At 67.1% G+C, this 17,560-nt stretch carries 15 protein-coding genes; 10 read left to right on the top strand and 5 right to left on the bottom strand.

What is annotated here, in order from left to right:
* Positions 1-458 precede the first annotated feature (458 nt).
* The gene (gene aroQ / locus ACIBW7_RS02130; RefSeq protein WP_397043192.1) at positions 459-995 is read right to left on the bottom strand and encodes a gamma subclass chorismate mutase AroQ; all 537 of its coding nucleotides are present in this window, start codon (positions 993-995) and stop codon (positions 459-461) included.
* Positions 996-1,306: 311 nt separating this feature from the next.
* Here aroQ and ACIBW7_RS02125 point away from each other — a divergent pair, with 311 nt between their 5' ends.
* Genes ACIBW7_RS02125 through ACIBW7_RS02115 form a run of 3 tightly spaced genes read left to right on the top strand, consistent with a single transcriptional unit; the run spans position 1,307 to position 3,530 of the window.
* The gene (locus ACIBW7_RS02125; RefSeq protein WP_397043190.1) at positions 1,307-3,076 is read left to right on the top strand and encodes a DUF4407 domain-containing protein; all 1,770 of its coding nucleotides are present in this window, start codon (positions 1,307-1,309) and stop codon (positions 3,074-3,076) included.
* Between the two features lie 56 nt (positions 3,077-3,132).
* A complete protein-coding gene (locus tag ACIBW7_RS02120) occupies positions 3,133-3,354 on the top strand; it encodes a hypothetical protein (protein ID WP_397043188.1) in 222 nt (73 codons plus the stop codon).
* Positions 3,336-3,530 (top strand): hypothetical protein, encoded by a 195-nt coding sequence (locus ACIBW7_RS02115; RefSeq protein WP_397043186.1) that lies wholly within the window; start codon positions 3,336-3,338, stop codon positions 3,528-3,530. The genes ACIBW7_RS02120 and ACIBW7_RS02115 overlap by 19 nt, the downstream gene beginning before the upstream one ends.
* 378 nt (positions 3,531-3,908) lie before the next feature.
* Here the strand turns inward: ACIBW7_RS02115 and ACIBW7_RS02110 are convergent, their stop codons facing one another.
* Entirely contained in the window at positions 3,909-5,453 is a 1,545-nt protein-coding gene (locus ACIBW7_RS02110) for an MFS transporter (protein WP_397043183.1), read from the bottom strand.
* A 70-nt stretch (positions 5,454-5,523) separates the two neighbouring features.
* Here ACIBW7_RS02110 and ACIBW7_RS02105 point away from each other — a divergent pair, with 70 nt between their 5' ends.
* The 5 genes from ACIBW7_RS02105 to ACIBW7_RS02085 all read left to right on the top strand — a co-directional run bounded on the left by ACIBW7_RS02105 (position 5,524) and on the right by ACIBW7_RS02085 (position 10,312).
* Positions 5,524-6,069, top strand: coding sequence for a TetR/AcrR family transcriptional regulator (locus ACIBW7_RS02105; protein ID WP_397043181.1), 546 nt, complete (start codon positions 5,524-5,526; stop codon positions 6,067-6,069).
* A gap of 114 nt (positions 6,070-6,183) precedes the next feature.
* Positions 6,184-7,005, top strand: coding sequence for a hypothetical protein (locus ACIBW7_RS02100; RefSeq protein WP_397043179.1), 822 nt, complete (start codon positions 6,184-6,186; stop codon positions 7,003-7,005).
* Complete coding sequence (locus ACIBW7_RS02095) at positions 7,002-8,033, top strand: DUF4129 domain-containing protein (RefSeq protein ID WP_397043177.1); 1,032 nt, start codon at positions 7,002-7,004, stop codon at positions 8,031-8,033. Before ACIBW7_RS02100 ends, ACIBW7_RS02095 begins: the two co-directional genes overlap by 4 nt.
* Positions 8,030-9,013, top strand: coding sequence for a MoxR family ATPase (locus tag ACIBW7_RS02090; RefSeq protein WP_040685688.1), 984 nt, complete (start codon positions 8,030-8,032; stop codon positions 9,011-9,013). The genes ACIBW7_RS02095 and ACIBW7_RS02090 overlap by 4 nt, the downstream gene beginning before the upstream one ends.
* A gap of 3 nt (positions 9,014-9,016) precedes the next feature.
* Positions 9,017-10,312 carry a DUF58 domain-containing protein gene (locus ACIBW7_RS02085; protein ID WP_397043175.1) on the top strand — a complete coding sequence of 432 codons (1,296 nt, stop codon included), beginning with the start codon at positions 9,017-9,019 and terminating at the stop codon, positions 10,310-10,312.
* A gap of 325 nt (positions 10,313-10,637) precedes the next feature.
* On the opposite strand, the gene ACIBW7_RS02080 is transcribed toward ACIBW7_RS02085, so the two are convergent.
* On the bottom strand, positions 10,638-11,444 hold the full coding sequence (locus ACIBW7_RS02080; RefSeq protein WP_397043173.1) for an RDD family protein: 807 nt from the start codon (positions 11,442-11,444) through the stop codon (positions 10,638-10,640).
* A 41-nt stretch (positions 11,445-11,485) separates the two neighbouring features.
* On the opposite strand from ACIBW7_RS02080, the gene ACIBW7_RS02075 reads away from it, so the two are divergent.
* Positions 11,486-12,517 (top strand): stage II sporulation protein M, encoded by a 1,032-nt coding sequence (locus tag ACIBW7_RS02075; protein WP_397043171.1) that lies wholly within the window; start codon positions 11,486-11,488, stop codon positions 12,515-12,517.
* Positions 12,518-13,211: 694 nt separating this feature from the next.
* Here ACIBW7_RS02075 and ACIBW7_RS02070 read toward each other — a convergent pair.
* On the bottom strand, positions 13,212-15,407 hold the full coding sequence (locus ACIBW7_RS02070) for an MMPL family transporter (RefSeq protein ID WP_397043169.1): 2,196 nt from the start codon (positions 15,405-15,407) through the stop codon (positions 13,212-13,214).
* An 89-nt stretch (positions 15,408-15,496) separates the two neighbouring features.
* Between ACIBW7_RS02070 and ACIBW7_RS02065 the strand changes: the two genes are divergently transcribed.
* Positions 15,497-16,129, top strand: coding sequence for a TetR/AcrR family transcriptional regulator (locus tag ACIBW7_RS02065; RefSeq protein WP_397043167.1), 633 nt, complete (start codon positions 15,497-15,499; stop codon positions 16,127-16,129).
* On the opposite strand, the gene ACIBW7_RS02060 is transcribed toward ACIBW7_RS02065, so the two are convergent.
* Positions 16,122-17,537 carry a hypothetical protein gene (locus ACIBW7_RS02060; protein ID WP_397043165.1) on the bottom strand — a complete coding sequence of 472 codons (1,416 nt, stop codon included), beginning with the start codon at positions 17,535-17,537 and terminating at the stop codon, positions 16,122-16,124. The two genes, ACIBW7_RS02065 and ACIBW7_RS02060, sit on opposite strands and share 8 nt — an antisense overlap.
* Between the last annotated feature and the right edge of the window lie 23 nt (positions 17,538-17,560).

The raw sequence follows: 17,560 nt of genomic DNA, 5'->3' as shown, positions 1-17,560 counted from the left end.
TAAGTCAGGTCCGGGGCCCAACCAACTTAGGTCGTGCTAATAACCGGGTCTAGCTGGGCTTCTGCAATCGGTCCTCCACGTGTGCGCGTTGTCCAGTGTAAAGCAGCGAACGCGGTGCGATCGATCCCCTTGGCACCGGGTGCCAGCAGCGAGAACGGGCGCCCAGGACCCGCACCACGCCACACCTCGCACCCCGAGAACCGGCGCTCACCTGCATCGAAGTGGATTTCCCCTGCTTCGCTCGAGGCAAACCCGATTCGCGGTGGCTAACTGACCGACGGACTGGATGAGAGATTTCCGACAGGGGTGTGACAAGCACACAACCCGATCCGACCGTCCGGACTCTTTTGCCCTATGTGGGATTCAGCACATTTTCAGCAATCTAATTCGAGTGGTTTACGACACATTTCCACCGGACGACACGCGGTGCCGACGACCTGCGGCTTGCAGCACACCATCTAGGGACCGCACAGCGCGGCGGCGGCACGGACCAGCGCCGCCTGATGCAGCGCATCGCGACCGGAGGCGAGCATCCCGAAAACGGGCGGTGCCAGGCGCAAGACACAGTTCGGACCGGTGAGCGCAGCGCGACGCAGCGCGAGTTGGTCGACGATTTCCACGTTCACCCGGTCGATTACCGGGCGCACCGACGCCAGATCGGGCGGCGTGCTCGGCGCCGCGGCCGGATCGAAGCGCCAGCGGGTGACCAGGCCGCGCTGGACGATCTTGTTGGCTTCGATCTGTCCGAAGAACACCTGGTGGATCCAGCTTTCCGGAAGTTCGCGATCGGCGCCGAGGCGCACCATCGCGTCGTATACCTGCGCTTCGCGCTCCGGATCGTCGATCGAGGGCCGGCCGCCGTTCTGCGCGGCCGCCGCCCACTTGGCCGCCGCGACGGCGTCAGCGGTATCCAGGCGTTCGGTCACCAAAGCGACGATGCGATCCAAGGCCGGATCGTCGTCGAGTGTTTGCGCCCGGCTATCGGGGGCGGCCATCAACAGAACCGCCGCCACACACACCAAAACCCTTGTCGAGCCTCGGAAAAACACTCGCAACACCTCGTTCGCCGGCTCGCTCTGGTGCGGTCATCCCTGCCAGATTAGGGGTGAGCGGGCGCACAAGTCCGGCAGCTATACCGATTCTGTGAGCCTGACCACATCCCCGGCTGCGTGCTCGGTGTGTCGCGGTCGCGCCTGTCACGCTGTGACAACGAATCAGTGACAGCTTCGGCGGGTTTTCGAGCGACCTGCAAGCAGTCGCTAGCGGGCCGCCACTTTGACTTGGGATGTAGAGGATGTGGGATCCCATGACAGTCACCGGCTTGCTCACCTGGCTCGGTGGAGGTGTCGGGCGCGAGCAGGGTGGGACCGAACTCGACTATCCGCATGAGCGGGCGGATTATGCCGTGAGCGGCGCCGTTGTACTGCTCTTCGCGGCGGTGGCCGGGATCGTCGGCACGGTCGCACTTGCCACGGCCGATGCCGTGCCGCTGTTCGCGATCGTGTTCGTCGCGGTGGTCGTCGCACTGTTGGCGGGTGCGGTGGCCCGTGCCCTCGCGACCGCGCGACCCGCCGGTGGTCCGGATCGCCGCGGCCTCGCCGGACGGATCGCGGTCGCGGTGCTGGCCGGGGTACTGGTCGCGGAACTCGCTTCGACGGTGCTCTTCGGCGGCACCATCGATCGGCGGCTCGATGAAAAGGCGCAGCGCGCGGTCGATTCCGCACCTGCCGTGGTCACCGCGCGGACCGAACTCGACCGTGCGAAGGCCGATCGCGCCGCACTGGACCAGTCGATTACCAAGGCGCAGGCCGATATCGACCACGCGCTGGTGATCGCGCGCTGCGAATACAACCCGACGCCGGAATGCCCGCAGACCAGGATCACCGGCGTGCCTGGTCGCGGCCCCGAATCGCAGACCGCCAACGCGATGCTCGACGACGCGCGCAAGCAGTTGGCCGCGGCGCAGGATCGGGTGGGCGGACTGGATCCGCGGATCACCGAGGACCAGAAGGCCCTCGACACCGCCGGTTCCGCCGCCTTCGCCGATGCCGATCGCGGCCTCGGCGCGCGCTGGCTGGCCATGAACGACTACACCACCGGTACGGCGGGCGCATTCCTGCTGCGGGTGCTGACCATTCTCACCTTCGTCCTGCTCGCACTGCTGCCGCTGATCATGCGGTGGTGGCGCGGGGAGACCTCACTCGATCGGCGCCTGGCCTTCCGCACCGTGCAGGACCGCGCCGAACGCAGCGCCGACGCGGCCATCGCGGTGAAACGCGCCGAGGTGCGGGCCGAGGCCGAAAACCTGCGCACCGAACAACAATTGACCGCCGCCCGACTGGCCGTCGAGGCCGATACCGCCATCGATCGGGAGCGTCAGCGCACCCGGATCATCGCCGCCATCGGCGGACTGGAAATCGGCATCACAGACCCGGGGCGCGGTGAACTTCCAGCCGGAACGGCTGGCGACCGAGAGGACAGCTCCGTGTCTCATGAGGTGACCCCCAATCTTCCGGCCACCGTGAATGCGGGCGCGCTCGCACCGACCGGCGGTGCAGGCGCGGTGGCGCCGCATACCGCCTCGGCCGCACCCGCCGCACCCAAGAGCGGCGGCCTGGAACTTCCGCTGATCGGCACCGTGCCGTTCTCCGATACCGCGGCCCGCTTTATCCGACCGCTGGTGCCCGCGTTCGTCGCCAATGCGATCGACACCGCCACCCACCCGCTGCGCACCGCACGCCAGGCATTCGAAGAGGTCGAGGAGATCACCTTCACCCTGCGCCGCACCCGCAAGGTGACCGTCGACTCCCAGGATTCGCACGCCCCAGCCATGACCCAGCCCCCGCACCCCGGCTACCAATTGCCGGCCTCCCCCGAGTCCTGGCACGCGCAACGCGTCGCAGCCACCGTCGTCGACGCGGACTACACCCAGAACCCCCACTACTCCGCCCTCCCCCAGGCCGCCCACCAGGGCTACGGCCTCCCCCAAGCCGACCGCCACGACGAACTCTCGACCCGCACTCGCAACGAACTCCCCGGCCACCGCGGCCCGCGCGAACTGCCACCCGCCAACTGACCAGTCACCGCCTCCGACTGACCTGTCACCGCCACTATCCAGCCGATTCGCGCGGCATGAAGCGCCGGCCACAGTCGCGGTCACGGTGTACGACGGCACCGAATCCGTTCCGCCACCGAAATCGTCGCATCCTGAACGGCTTTTTCGAGATCGTGGTCGAACGGTGCGGCGGCCTGCTCGACAAGTTCGAGGGCAACGCCGCACTCGCCGTGTTCGGCACGCCGGCACCGCTCGACGACGCGGCGGGCACTGCCTTGTCGTGTGCCCGCGCCATCTGAAACCGCCGACCGCCAAGGCCTCCGATTTCACCGCCGCCATCGGCGTTGCCGCGGGCCGCGTCGTCGCGGGCAATGTCGGCGCCCACCAACGCTACGAATTCACCGTCATCGGCGATGCGGTCAACGAGGCCGCCCACTCTGCAGACTCGCCAAAACCGACCCCAACCGCTTGCTGACCTCGTCGTCCACCATCGCCGCCGCCGATCCGTCCGGAGCAATGCACTGGCAGCTCGGCGAATCCGTCACTCTCCGCGGCCGCCTCACACCGACCGGATCGGGACGGCCGCAACCCGAATAGCCGGTCGGCACAACACACCCGTATCCGCACCAATTACCCGGTACTGGGCATATGCCCGGAACCGTACAACTGTTCCGAACCGGACAGATATCCCGGTGACTTGCTGAAGTAGCAGGTCAGCACGGTAACTCCGAGACAGCACGATACGAGCGCGCAGACCGGTTCGCACACGTCAATACAGACCGGTTGGCTTTAATACGACTTCGCCCCCACTCCGGATACGGAGCAGGGGCGAAATCTTCACCGAGATATGCCGTTATGTACGAGCCGTCCGCAGCCGGAAGGCGACCACAGCGGCGATCAGTAGCACCACGGCAGTACCAATGGCGGCCATATGAACGCCCGAGACGAACGCCTCGTGCACCGAGGTCAGAAATCCATCGGCCACCGATTCCGGCAGCTGCCGAGCGAATTCGGTAGCGCCACCGAGGGATTCCGACGCCGAACCGACCTGCGCGCTCGGTACCTGGGACAGGTCGAGCCCACCCCGGAACACCGCCATTGTCACGCTGCCGAGGACCGCGACCCCGAGTGCGATACCGCTCTCGTAGGCGGTCTCCGAAACCGCCGCGGCCGCACCGGCCCGCTCGACCGGAGCCGAACCAACAACCAGATCCGACGAAACCGTCAGTGCCACACCGACACCCGCCCCGATGAACAGGAACCCGAGGATGAACGGCACCGTACTGGCCGCCGCATCCGGGCTCAGCCACAGGAACAGCGTCGCACCCACCGCGGCGAGCACCAGCGCACCACCGAGCACCAGTCCGGGACGCAGCACCCGAACCAACCACGCCGCCGCCAGCGAAGCGAATACGCTCGCCGCGAGGCCGGGCAGCAGGAGCAGTCCGGCCTGCATCGGCGAATGCCCGAGCACCAACTGCAGATACTGCGAACCGGAGAACAGCACACCGGCCAGCGCGAACACCGCGAGCAGATTGGTGAGCACCGCGATGCGGAACCTGGGCAGTGCGAACAGCTTCAGGTCGAGCATCGGATGCGCGAGACCACGCTGCCTGCGCACGAACAGCACACCCGCGATCACGCCGATCGCACCGATTGCCAAGAGGCGCAGGCTCATACCGTGCGCCGCGGACTCCTTTACCGCATACACCACCGGCACCATGGCCAGCATGGACAGCACTGCGCTCGCCAGATCGAAGCGACCGGGCTTCGGGTCGCGGGATTCCGGAACGAGCACCGGGCCAACCGCGAGCAGCACCAGCATGACCGGCAGATTCACCAGGAATACCGAACCCCACCAGTAATGCTCGAGCAGCCAGCCGCCGAGCAGCGGACCGGCCGCCGCACCGCCACCGGCCATCGCGGCCCAGACCGAAATGGCGACGGTGCGCTGTCGCGGATCCAGGAACATCGACCGGATCAGACCCAGCGTCGCGGGCATCAGGGTGGCACCGGCGACACCTTGCAGCACACGTGCGGCGATGAGCATCTCCGGATTGACCGACCAGGCGGCGAGGACCGAGGCGAGACCGAATCCGACGGCGCCGATCAGCAGTAACCTGCGCCGCCCGATCCGGTCACCCAGATTGCCCATTACGGCGAGCAGCCCGGCCAGCACGAACGAGTACACGTCGATGATCCACAGCAGCTGCGGCGTGGTCGGCGCCAGCTCCGCGCTGATCGCAGGCACTGCGAGGTCGAGCACGGTCGCGTCGACGGCGAGCAGCAGCAGGGCCAATGCCAGCACCACCAGACCGGCCCAATCACGCGCCGTGGCACGCGGCACCAACCCGGTGTCCTTCTCGATCTGTGTGGTCATCGCCTTCTCGACTTCCATTGTCCGGTCTTCTTACCGTCCAGACGGTACAGTAAATCGACCTTACCGTCCAGCCGGTATAGTGACCGGAGTGACCGCGAACACCCGCGACCGGATCCTGGACGCGCTCGAGACCCTGCTGCTGGAAAAGGGCATGTCCCAGGTGACCCTGGAGAACGTCGCCGGGACCGCCGGGATCTCCAAGGGCGGCCTGCTGTACCACTTCAAAAGCAAGGACGCCCTGATCGCGGGCCTGGTGCGCCGACTGCGCGAACGTGCCGAACAACAGCTCGGCGCCGCCGTCGCCAAGGGCACATCCGTGGCCGAGTGGTATCTGCAGACCCCGAATCCGAACAATGCCTCGGACGCGCTCGAATTGACGCTCTACCGTTCGATGGTCGCGGCCATGCGCACCATCGACGCCAACTCCGGCCCGGAAACCGACGAGGTGCAGCAAGCGCTGTCGGACATGATGGACAGCTGGTCGGACGGCCTGGACAACGACATCGACGATCCGGTGCGGGCCGACATCATCCGTTTGGTCGGCGACGGTGTCTATCTGCGTGCGCTGCTCGGCCTCCCGCCGGTCGACCCGACGCGCTACCGGAAAGTCGTGGAACGGCTGCTCGCGCGCTGACCGGGCGCACCATCCGTATGTTGCGCCCCGCCTGGCGGGTCGCCGACGGCTAGACTCGGCCGCGTGTTACCAGCCGCCGAGCCGGCCGGTGCCGTCGGGGCGGGGAACGATCCGGTGCCAACCTCCCCTGGAACGACGGTGCCGATCCGCCCACTGAGCTTTCGCGAACTGCTCGACGAGCCGTTCGCGCTGATCCAGGCGAATGTCGTCGTGCTGGCGGGCACGACCGCGATCGGACTCCTGCTCGCCGAACTGCTGGTCGTCGCGATCACCGGCGGTATCTCCTATCTGACCGACGGCTCCGACGCGGGCACCGCGTGGGCGGCGATCCTCTCGACGGCGGCCGCCGCCTGGTTGCTGCGGTTCCTGCTGCGCGGAATGACGGTCGCCCTCGGACTCGCGACGGTGGCCGGATCGCCGATCGGCTGGCGCACGGCGCTGGGCCGGGTGAGTGCGGTCGGCGGTCCGCTGTTGGCCTTCCACGTGCTGTTCACGCTGGTCGGCATCGGCGTGCTGATCATCGGCAGCCTGCTGATCATCACGTATCCGTTCGCGCTGATCTGGCTCGGTTATCTGCGGGCCGGACGGTTTGTCGCGGTGCCGGTGATCTTCGTCGAACGGACCACGCACGCCGGAGCGGTCGCGCGCTCGAAACTGCTCGTCCAGGGAGCGCAGTCGTCGATAGCCGGATTGTGGATCGCCTGCCGTGCCCTGGTCGTCCTTGTTGCCGTGCCGCTGCTCGGCATTCCGTGGTACCTCTCGGATTTCACCGGCACTCATCGTTGGCAGGTCATCGTCTTGTTGTCGACGTCCGCGGTGTTGATCATCGCCTTCGGTGAGGTGGTCGAGTCGGCGACGCGGGTGGTCTCGTATGTGGATCGCCGGTGCCGCCGCGAAGGGCTCGATATCCGGGTCCCCGGGGCGGATAAACGATGACAGAACCCACGCCCCCGCCACCACCACGACTCGGACCCGCGGACGCCCACCGCGACGCCGCCGAAAACGCCGCACTGCACCGGGATTTCGATACCGCGCTACGCGAGCGGTTCCGCGCGGTACTACGCGGCCTGGAACAGCGCGGCATGCTGGAGGTCCGCCGCTCGCGGACCGCGCGGGAAACCGCCGACGACGCGACCACCGCGCTGTCGCTCGAGGCTGCGAGCGAATTACACCCGGCCGCACACAGTTTCGACGAGGTCGTGTACGGCGGCCGCCGCGCTACCGAGGACGAATACCGCCGCCTCGAATACGCCGACCGCTACTCGCGCAGCGCCCCACCGCCCGCACCGGAACCGGTCGAAGCGACGATCACCGAGAAGACCAAGACCCGCAGACAACTTCCGCCGCTACCGGACCTGCTGCGCAACCCGAAATTCTGGGCCGCGCTGCTCGCCGCCATCGCGCTGGTCGTGCTGCTGTATGCGGTGCTGAATTCGTGTGCCGCCCCCGCGCCGCATAAGCCGACACCGCCGGATATTCCGCCGCCCAAACCGCCCGAGCACCATCCGGACGACAACCGCGACGACTCCGGCTTCGGCGCGGGCCAGGACTCCATCTTCGGCAGGCTGCCCGCGCCGGTCGCCTTCGGCGGCCTGCAATTCCTTATCGCCGCGGCGGTGCTGGTGTGGTGGCGGGCGCGCCGTCGCGGGGCGCTGGTCGGCGAACCGCGCCCCGTGGAAGTGGCCGCGAACGAGCTGCTCGGCGGCCAGGCGGCACTCTATCTCCGGTCGAAGGACCACGAGCATGTCGCAGCCCGGCTGCGCGCCGCCACCCTGCGCCGCATCCGCCCGATGCTCGGCGTCGGCACCGATGTCACGCCGGACCGGCTCGTCGCGACAGTCGCCGCGCGTACCAGGGCCGATCCGGCCATGGTCGGCGCCGCGCTGTACGGACCGGTGCCGGATGCGAGCACCCTGCAACTCGTTGCCACACAACTCGAATGGATAGAGGCGGAGGTCGGATGACCAGCACGGACACCAACCACACCCCGACCGCCGAAGAGGCGGGCGCCGCATTCGCCGCGCTGCGTGCCGAGATCGGCAAGGCGGTGATCGGCAACGACACCGCGATCATGTACCTGGTGCTCGCCCTGCTCTGCCGCGGCCATGTACTGCTGGAAGGCGTGCCCGGCGTGGCGAAGACGCTGCTGGTCCGTGCGCTCGCAACGGCCCTGGATCTGGAACACGCCAGGGTCCAGTTCACCCCGGACCTGATGCCGGGCGATGTGACCGGTTCGCAGATCTACGATCCGCACACCACCGAATTCACCTTCCGGCACGGCCCGGTCTTCACCAATCTGCTGCTCGCCGACGAGATCAACCGGACACCACCGAAAACCCAATCGGCGCTGCTGGAATCGATGGAGGAGCGTCAGGTTTCGGTGGACGGCAAGCCGCAGCCGCTGCCGGATCCCTTTGTGGTCGTCGCCACCCAGAACCCGATCGAACAGGAGGGCACCTATCCGCTGCCGGAGGCGCAGCTGGACCGGTTCCTGTTCAAGGTCGATATCCAATTACCCGGCCGCGACGACGAATTCCGCATTCTGCAGCGGCATGCCGGCGGCTTCGATCCGCGCGATCTGACCGCCGCCGGTCTGCGTCCGGTCGCGGGTCCGGCACATATCGCCGCGGCGCGGGCGGCGATCACCCGGGTCACCATCAGCCCGGAGGTGCTCGCCTACACGGTGGATATCTGCCGGGCCACCCGCAACTCCCCGGCAGTCCAGCACGGTGCGTCCACCCGCGGCGCGACCGCGTTGATGGCGGCTTCGCGCGCGTTCGCCTGGCTGAACGGGCGCGGGTTCGTGACGCCGGACGATGTGAAATCGGTTGCGGTAGCGGTACTTCGGCATCGGCTGCATCTGCGGCCCGAGGCGGAGTTGGACGGTGTGACGACCGAGGGCGTCATGTCGTCACTGCTGCTTTCGGTTCCGGTTCCGGTGTAGCTCGTGGTCGTTACCGGTCGGCTCGCCCTGACGGCGGCGGTGCTCGCACTGTTCGTCTGCTTCGTCATGCCGTCGTGGCTCGGTGTCGTCCTCATGACGAGTGTGCTTGCCGCCCTGGTACTTTTCGATCTCGGCACGGTCGCGCGAGCCCGCGACCTCACACTGACCAGGGAATCGTTGACCGTGATCCGGCTCGGGCGCAGCGCCGAGGTGGAACTCGGCGTGGTGAACAACGGAACCAGGACCGTGCGCGGACGGCTGTGGGACGACTGGCCCGGCAGCGCTCGCGCCGAAACCCGCACGCACCGACTGGATCTGCCGCCCAACACCCGCATACGAGTACAAACCGCATTGACACCGACCTACCGCGGCGATCGGGTCGCCGGACCGGTGACGGTGCGGTTGTTCGGCCTGCTCGGTATGGCCGGATGGCAGAGTCGCCACACCGTGCCCGCGCGGGTCCGGGCGCTGCCGGAATTCCGCAGTGAACGGCTGCTGCGCTCGAAAGTCAAACGGCTGCAGCATCTCGAGGGCCGCAATGTCGCGAATATGCGCGGTCAGGGCACCGAATTCGATTCCTTCCGCGAGTATGTCGCCGGTGACGACGTGCGGGCCATCGATTGGCGCGCGACCGCCCGCGCCACCGATGTGCTGGTGCGCACCTGGCGTCCGGAACGCAACCGGCACATGCTGATGGTGCTCGACACCGGCCGCATCAGCGCGGGCCGCGTCGGCACGGGCACCCGGCTGGACGCGAGCATCGAGGCCGCCCTCCTGCTCGGCGGATTGGCCGCGGCCGCAGGCGATTCGGTGGATCTGCTCGCCTACGACCGGCAGGTCCGCACCGAGGTCCGCGGTGTGGGCGGCCGCCGCCTGCAACTCAAACTCATGCACGCCATGGCGGGCGTCACCCCCGCACTTGTCGATACCGACAGCGCGGGCCTGGTCCGCGCTGCCATCCAACGCGCCCGCCGTCGCAGCCTGGTCGTCTGGTTCACCGGTCTGGACGGGGCGGCCGTCGAAGAGAACCTGCTACCGATCCTGCCGACCCTCGCCCAACGCCACCGCGTCCTGATCGTCTCGGTCACCGATCCCGACGTCGCCGCGGCCGCCACCAAACGCGACACCCTCGCCGACCTCTACCCCGCGGCGGCCGCCGAATCCCTGATCGCCGAACGTGCCCTGGTCCAGGAATCCTTGCGCCGCATGGGCATTGATGTGGTCGCGGCCTCCCCGGAGCGCCTCCCCGAAGCCTTGGCCGACGAATACCTGGAGCTGAAGCAGTCCGGCACTATGTGACTCCATGATCGCCCGGCGGCGGGTGCGATGCCGCCTTCGCATCGATGTCGATCCGAGGCGACGGCATCATCCGAATCCGGATCGCGATCTCCCGATCTCGGGCGGATAAGACCTTGGCGAGCAGCACAATCGGCACCAATCCCGGCCACAGGAGGGCAGGCAGAACCAGCACGACGACAAGCCAGGGTGCAGCACCAACCAAAAGAAGCTTTTTCGCTATTCGACCGCCAGCCAGTCGACATCCCCCGGTGCGGCAGTCCTGGGCCGACCCATCTAGCTCGACTCACGGCCGAATGACCGTGTTGCCGAGGGAGATCGACGAAACTCAGCTTGCCCGAGCGACCGGCATCGGCCGGGGGCCCGCCATCACCATCGGGGTGATGATCGGGGCGAGGGTGCGGCGTTGGCGTTCAGCGATGACCGCGCCGAGGATCTGTACGGGCGGATACCCGGCCGGTACCGGGATCTGCAGGCGGTCACAGACGGCGAGGAGCAGGGTGTGACCGAGGTTCGCTTGGGCGGCGGGGCTGAGGGTGTTGATGCGGGACAGGTACTGGCGTACCGCGAGTGCGAGATCCTCGGTGATGCCGGACAGGTCCAACTGTCCGGACCAGGCAACCAGCCACGGCGGTGCGACGGCCAGGAGCGGGAAGGGCACCCGGCGCTGGCTGTGCACGACAACAGTGCCCGCGAGCACATCGCCGACCCGGCGCGCATTCGGCGAGCACATCGAGGTGATCACCCCGACCGCACCGAATGCGCCCAACATCCAGAAGTCGACGATCACACCCGCCAGACCGCGCGTCAGGGCATGGCGGAAATCGATCGGCCCGCCGTCACCGCGCACCACCCGGAGCCCGAGCGCCAGCTTGCCGACGGTTCGGCCGCGCATGAGGGTTTCGCAGACCACCGGATAGCCGACCAGCGTCCCGACGATCGTGGTGATCGCCGCCGCGCTGTACCACGCGGAGTCGGCGCCGAAGTAGAGCAGCGCCACGCTGAGGCCGAGCATCAGCATGCTGCCCAGCATGAGTTGCACCAGCACGTCCAGGAGGAACGCGGTGGCCCTGGTCGGGATCCGGGCGATCGGCAGCTCGAGTGCGACCGCTTCGCCGGTGGTGAATTCAGCCATGTCGATAGCATTCTTGCGACCGGCGGTATGGGAGGCAACCAATGGACGTAGATGCCTACAGCTACGCACAACGGGGGGCATGGGATCGACTGGCCTATCTGTCCGGTCGGCGCAAGCTCAGCGGCGCGGAGGCCGACGAACTCGTCGCGCTGTACCGGCGCACCTCACAGCAGTTGGCGCGGCTGCAATCGCACAGTCCGGATCCGGAACTCATCGCCGGGCTCAGCGCACTGCTGACCAAGGCGCGCGGCCGGGTGCTCGGCACCAAGGGCGATGCGTGGAGCCAGGTCGGCCGGTTCTTCACGCACCGCTTCCCCGCGACGCTGTATCGGGCGTGGCCGTGGTGGGTCGCGGTCGCGGCGGTCTTCATCATCGTCTCCACCGGTCTGGCCGTCTGGATCGCCGGTTCCGGTTCGGCGCGCGATCTGTTCGGCATCTCCGATCACAACGATTGGCTCACCGCACCCGGCGGCGAATTCGAGACCTACTACTCCGAACATCCGCATGACGCGTTCGCCGCGCAGGTGTGGACCAATAACGCCTGGGTGACCGCGATGGTGCTGTTCACCGGGGTGCTGATCCTGCCCGCGGTGTACCTGTTGTTCGGAAACGCGCTCAATACGGCGGTGACCGGCGGGTTGATGGCCGATGCCGGTCGGCTCGATTCGTTCTTCGGATTCATACTCCCGCACGGCACGCTCGAGCTGACCGCGGCCTTCGTGGCCGGCGGGGTGGGCCTGAAGCTGGGCTGGACGCTGATCGATCCTGGACGTTCGAGTCGGCTGGAGGCGGTCGCGCGTCAGGGCCGGGCCACCGCGACGGTCGCGCTCGGTCTGGTCGCGGTGCTGCTGGTCTGCGGGCTGCTGGAGGGTTTCGTGACGCCGAGTTCGCTGCCCGTGCCGGTGAAGGTCGGCATCGGATTCATCGCGGAGGCATTGTTTCTCGGCTACGTCTTCGTGGTTGGTCGCCGGGCCGCACTCGAACAGGACGCACGAGCCGCGGCGGCACTGGGATTCGGTGGCGCTGAAGAGGATTCCGCGAAGCGCTGGCAGACAACGCCGAGCACACAGTGACCGAAATGGGTCCGGGCAATCGGTAGCAACGCTACGTAACGAATGAGATTGGAAGGCCCCCAATTGAGTTCCGCTGGCCGCAGCGAGTCCAGCTCAGCTGCGGCCAGCGTTACCGTCAACTCTACACAATCGTTATCCCGGCGCAACCCTCCTCGCCGAGGTCAGGCGTATAAAGCAGCGTCCCAGCAAACCCATGTGGGCGCATCGTTTTGCAGTCGTCCAGCAAACTTTCGGCGGTCATTCGACAGCCGAAACCAGACCTCGGAACCGACCTTCGGCATGCGATCCCAGATCACGATCCAGAAACCACGGGGCGCCGACTAACATTCTTCGTACGATTAGCTGCATTGTTAACATAGAGTCCTCAATGGTTACCAAATGCCACTCGGACCTGCGCATTCACCGTACGACAATTGGTGTTGCCGATAGTTGGATGGGGTAAAAGAAACTTCAGGTTGGTTTACTGCGTTATAAACGTGATCTACACCTAGCCGTAACCCATCGAGATGGACTTACATTCGGTCAAGATCATGATTAACCAGTTGCGCAAACGCGGTCACCGGAGTAGCGAATCGGACCGCGGTCAGCACCGCGGCCGCAACCATAACCGACTCTGTGATCTCTGCCACCTTCCTCGCTCGACCTAGCCGGATCGGGCGAAAACGACAGTGCGACAGCCGAACGCGGCCCCGCACTACGCATGCGGGACCGCGTGACGTACGTCTCGAGCTTCGGCCAGACCGAGCCGCCCGTACGCCGATCGCAACGGCTTCGGCGCGTACCAAGCCGCCCGACCGAGCAGTCGCATCACGACCGGCACCAGCACGCCACGCACCAGCGTCGCGTCGATCAGAATCGCCAACCCCGCGCCGAGTCCGAAGAACTGGATGAACCGGACGTCGCTGCTGGTGAAGGCCAGGAAGCTGATCGAAATCAGCGCCGCCGCGGTGGTCACCAAGCGGCCGGTGCGGGCCAGTCCCTCGATGACGGCTTCCTTCGTGGACGCACCGCGATCGTGCAGTTCCTTGATGCGGCTGATCACGAAGACCTCGTAGTCCATCGACAGTCCGAAGGTGATGCAGAACAGCAGCAGCAACATCGAGACATCCAGCGGCGCAGGGGTGAATCCGATCAGTCCGGACAGGTGCCCCTGCTGGAAGACGAACACCATCAGCCCGAGCGTGGCGGCCAGACTCAGCACATTCGACAGCAGTGCGCGCAGCGGCTGCACGATGCTACCGGTGAACAGGAACAGCAGCACGAAGGTCGTCACGACGATCCACCCGATGGCGATCGGCAGTTTCGCGCCGATCGATGCGAGGCTGTCGCGTAGTTCGGCCACCTGCCCGCCGACCAGTGCATTGGCACCGGCCGGACCGGGTACGTCACGTACGCGATCGACCAGATCACGGGCGGCGGACGAATTGCGGTCCAGATCGGTGAGTACGGTCAGGCGCTGCGCGTCCGGTCGGGCGAACCGGGCATCGGCGAGTGAACTCGCGATCAGCTCCCCGTGGACGAAGGTGCCCGCACTCGAATCGACCTGGGTGACGTGCTCGACCCGGGACAGGATGCGCGCGTAGTCCGCGAGCGGCGCTGCGGCAACACCGGTTTCGGTGATCACCGACAGCGCGTTGACATCGCCGCCGCCGAAATCGTCCCGCATCGCGTCACCGACCTGACGCACCTCGGTACTCGTCGGCAGCACCCGATCGTCGGGGGTACCGAACTGGACGTGCAACAGCGGCGCGGCGGCGAGCAGCAGCACAGCCACCACCGGCACACCCGCAAGCAGCGGCCGACGCATCGCGAATCCGGCCACTCCGGCCCAGAACGGCGTTGCGTCACCGCGAATCCCGCGGACACCGGGCACCCGCCACGCATCGGTCCGCCCGCCGAGCACCGCGAGCAGCGCGGGCAATACGACCACCGCGGCAATGGCGGAGATGGCGACGACGCCGATGCCGCCGTAGGCGAAGGACCGCAGGAAGTACTGCGGGAAGATCACCAGCGCGGACAGGGCCGCCACGACGGTGGCCGCACTGAAGGCGATGGTGCGTCCGGCCGTCGATACGGCAGCGATCACCGCATCGTCGGGTGCGGCTCCGGCCTCGCGGCGTTCACGGAAGCGACTGACCATCAGCAGCCCGTAATCCACCGCGAGCCCGAGCCCGAGTCCGGTGGTCAGATTCACCGCGTAGATCGACACATCGGTGACGGACCCGAGGATCGAGAGTTCGGCAAAGGTGCCGAGGATGGCGATGCCGCCGACCACCAGGGTGAGCAGCGCGGCGACCACATTGCCGAAGGCAAGCACTAGCAGCGCCAGAATCAGCGGCACCGCAACGGCTTCCGCGAGGCCGAGGTCCTTGCCGATCTGCTTGGTGATCGAGTGGAAGATCGCGGTGCTGCCACCGACCTCGATCTGCGCGACCGGACCGTCTGCGCGGTAGGTCTCGACGATCGAGGCGGCGGACTTCTCCTTATCGGTGGCGTCCTTATCGACATTGCCCGCCAGGACGACGGCCGCGGTCTCGTCCGCTGAGCGCATGGCCGATGATCCGGTATCCCAATACGAGACGACATTGGTCAGGCGCTGGTCGGCCGCGAGCCGCCGAGCCAGATCGCGGCCGATGGTGGCGACCGCGGTGCCGTCGACCGTCCCCTGTTTCGCCTCGATCAGGAAGACGTAGTCGGTATCGGCGCCGAACTTATCGGCCAATTGGGTCAGCGCGGCACTGGATTGGGCATTGGGATCCTGCTGGCCGCCGGGCTGCATCTTGCTGAAGGCCGTAGCGCCGACCACACCGCCCGCGATGAGGGCGAGCACGCCGACGACCAGGATCCAGCGGGCGCGGTGGACAACGAATCTGCCGAGTGTTCCGAACATATCGGGTCTCCGATCGGGCATGTTGTCATGCGTAAACTTTATGGGTGTTAACTTGCCACGCCATGTGTGCGGGTGTCAACATCGATGCGATGACAGATTCGGAATCCGCAGCGAAGCGCGCCACCCGCGACAGCCCGTATCACCACGGCGACCTGCGCAATGCCCTGGTGCGCGCCGCCGCCGAACTCGCCGAAACCGGCGGGCCGGAGGCGGTGACCGTGCGCGCGGCCGCCCGGCATGTCGGCGTCACTCCGACCGCGGCCTATCGGCACTTCACCAATCACGAGGAGTTGCTGAACGCGGCACAGGAACAGGCTCAGCACACCCTGTTCGGCGCGATGGCCGAGACGATGGCGAGCTCGGCGCCGCAAGCGGATGCGATCACTCGACTGGGCGCGGTGGGTCGGGGCTACATCACCTTCGCGCTGCGCGAACCCGGCCTGTTCCGCACCGCGTTCTGCGGCGACCGAATGCCGTCGCCCGCCTTCGATCTGCTGGCGGGCCTTCTGGACGAACTCGTCGACGTCGGCTTCCTCGACCCGGCGGACCGACCGGACGCCGAATACGCCGCCTGGTCAACGGTGCACGGTATGGCCTCGCTGATCATCGACGGCGTACTCGACGACCTCGACGACGCGGCCAGGGATAGCGCGATTCACCGGGCCCTCACGGTGGTCGAACGGGGTTTGGCCACCGGGCCGAATGCTCCCGACTTCAGCTGACGCGCAGGATTCCGGTGATCGTGCCCTGCAGAATCTTGCGGTCGTGCGTGATCAGCGGTGAGGTCTGCAGCGGGTCGTCGACGATGGTTCCGGCCAGCGGCCTATGCGAAATCACCGCGCCGGTATCGGGATTCACGACAGTGAACGCGTAACCGTCGAGCGGGGTGGTGATGTCGAGTCCGACGCGCGTCACGGTGTAGATGGCGCCGTCGGCGGTGGACAGATGCGGAACGGCCGCGCTGCGAACGGTGTTCTCCCACACCGTATGGCAGCCGGTGTCGTCGACATCGACCCTGGTCATCCCGCCGACGAACGGTGCGGAGGCCGGAACGGCCTGGCCTGCGCCCTCGGGGACCGCGGGGTACGGGTAGCCGTAGGTGCTGGCGACGAACAGGGACCGGCCGATGCCGATCGGCGAGTTCTCGCTGCCCGCACCGCCACGGGTGAGCACCGGTTGCGAGCACACCAACTGTCCAGTACCGGAACGGAAGACCAGCGCGTTGACCTGTCCGTCGGCATTGTCGACGATGGTCAGATATTCCGCGCCGGAGCTCGGCCCGAAGTAGGTCGGAGTGGAGCCGGTGCCCCAGCTGAGTTGGCCGGGCTTGCGCGCCGATCCGCGGTCGTAGGCCGCGCGCCACAGCACCTCCGGTCGCCCGGCGGCGTCGGCGCGCAACTCGTACAGCGCGTGCGTGGTGGCCACCGCGACCCGACCGCTCGGTGCCGAGGAAATGCTATTGGCCACCGACTCACCCGCGGGCAGCGCAACGGTGGCCGCCGCACCGGCACGCGTCACCAGACCGACGAGGCTCTTGCCGGTGGCGAACCAGACATTGCCGGACCAGTCCGGCACCAGCCCGGTCACGTTGTCGCCCACCGGAATTACGGAGCCGAGATCGGTGGACGAATCGATCGCCAGCCGCCATTTGCCCGCCGCGTCACGCGAGTGGCCGACGCGGAGCAGAGTGCGGTTGCCGTCCACGATGACCAGGCGGTCGGCATTGTCGAGATAGGCATAGACACCGCCGAGCAGACTTCCCTTCGCGATCTCCAGCGAAGCCAGCGCAGTGCCCACCGGACCGATGAAGGACGCATCGAGCAGATGGATCGTCGGAGTCTGGCCGATCACGGGTGTGCACAGCGCGACGACCAGATTGTCCGACCCTTGCAGCAGCGTTGGACATGCCGAAGCCAATGGATACCCGGCCACCGAAATCCCGCCGGTGCCAGGCCCGGCCAGCGGCGTCGCATCCGACGATCCGGCATCACCGTGCATGGTCGCGGTGCCGAGCGGCCCGAGGTAGGGATTCGGCGGTGCCAGCGGACCCCACGATCCCGCCGCCTCGGCAGTACCGATCGGCGCGAGCGCCAGGACGGCGGCGGCAAGGAGTACCAGCGGTGATCGCATCGGGTCAGCTTTCGGTTATCGGA

This window comes from Nocardia sp. NPDC049526, from assembly GCF_044465765.1.
GTDB lineage: Bacteria > Actinomycetota > Actinomycetes > Mycobacteriales > Mycobacteriaceae > Nocardia.
This window is presented reverse-complemented; position numbering and strand designations above follow the sequence as displayed.

Excerpts from the sequence above, each read along its gene's own strand:
- ACIBW7_RS02080 (WP_397043173.1), bottom strand. The coding sequence starts at position 11,444 with ATGGCTGAATTCACCACCGGCGAAGCGGTCGCACTCGAGCTGCCGATC.
- ACIBW7_RS02075 (WP_397043171.1), top strand. The coding sequence starts at position 11,486 with ATGGACGTAGATGCCTACAGCTACGCACAACGGGGGGCATGGGATCGA.
- ACIBW7_RS02110 (WP_397043183.1), bottom strand. The coding sequence starts at position 5,453 with ATGGAAGTCGAGAAGGCGATGACCACACAGATCGAGAAGGACACCGGG.
- ACIBW7_RS02090 (WP_040685688.1), top strand. The coding sequence starts at position 8,030 with ATGACCAGCACGGACACCAACCACACCCCGACCGCCGAAGAGGCGGGC.
- ACIBW7_RS02095 (WP_397043177.1), top strand. The coding sequence starts at position 7,002 with ATGACAGAACCCACGCCCCCGCCACCACCACGACTCGGACCCGCGGAC.
- ACIBW7_RS02060 (WP_397043165.1), bottom strand. The coding sequence starts at position 17,537 with ATGCGATCACCGCTGGTACTCCTTGCCGCCGCCGTCCTGGCGCTCGCG.
- ACIBW7_RS02125 (WP_397043190.1), top strand. The coding sequence starts at position 1,307 with ATGACAGTCACCGGCTTGCTCACCTGGCTCGGTGGAGGTGTCGGGCGC.
- ACIBW7_RS02120 (WP_397043188.1), top strand. The coding sequence starts at position 3,133 with ATGAAGCGCCGGCCACAGTCGCGGTCACGGTGTACGACGGCACCGAAT.
- ACIBW7_RS02065 (WP_397043167.1), top strand. The coding sequence starts at position 15,497 with ATGACAGATTCGGAATCCGCAGCGAAGCGCGCCACCCGCGACAGCCCG.
- aroQ (WP_397043192.1), bottom strand. The coding sequence starts at position 995 with ATGGCCGCCCCCGATAGCCGGGCGCAAACACTCGACGACGATCCGGCC.
- ACIBW7_RS02070 (WP_397043169.1), bottom strand. The coding sequence starts at position 15,407 with ATGTTCGGAACACTCGGCAGATTCGTTGTCCACCGCGCCCGCTGGATC.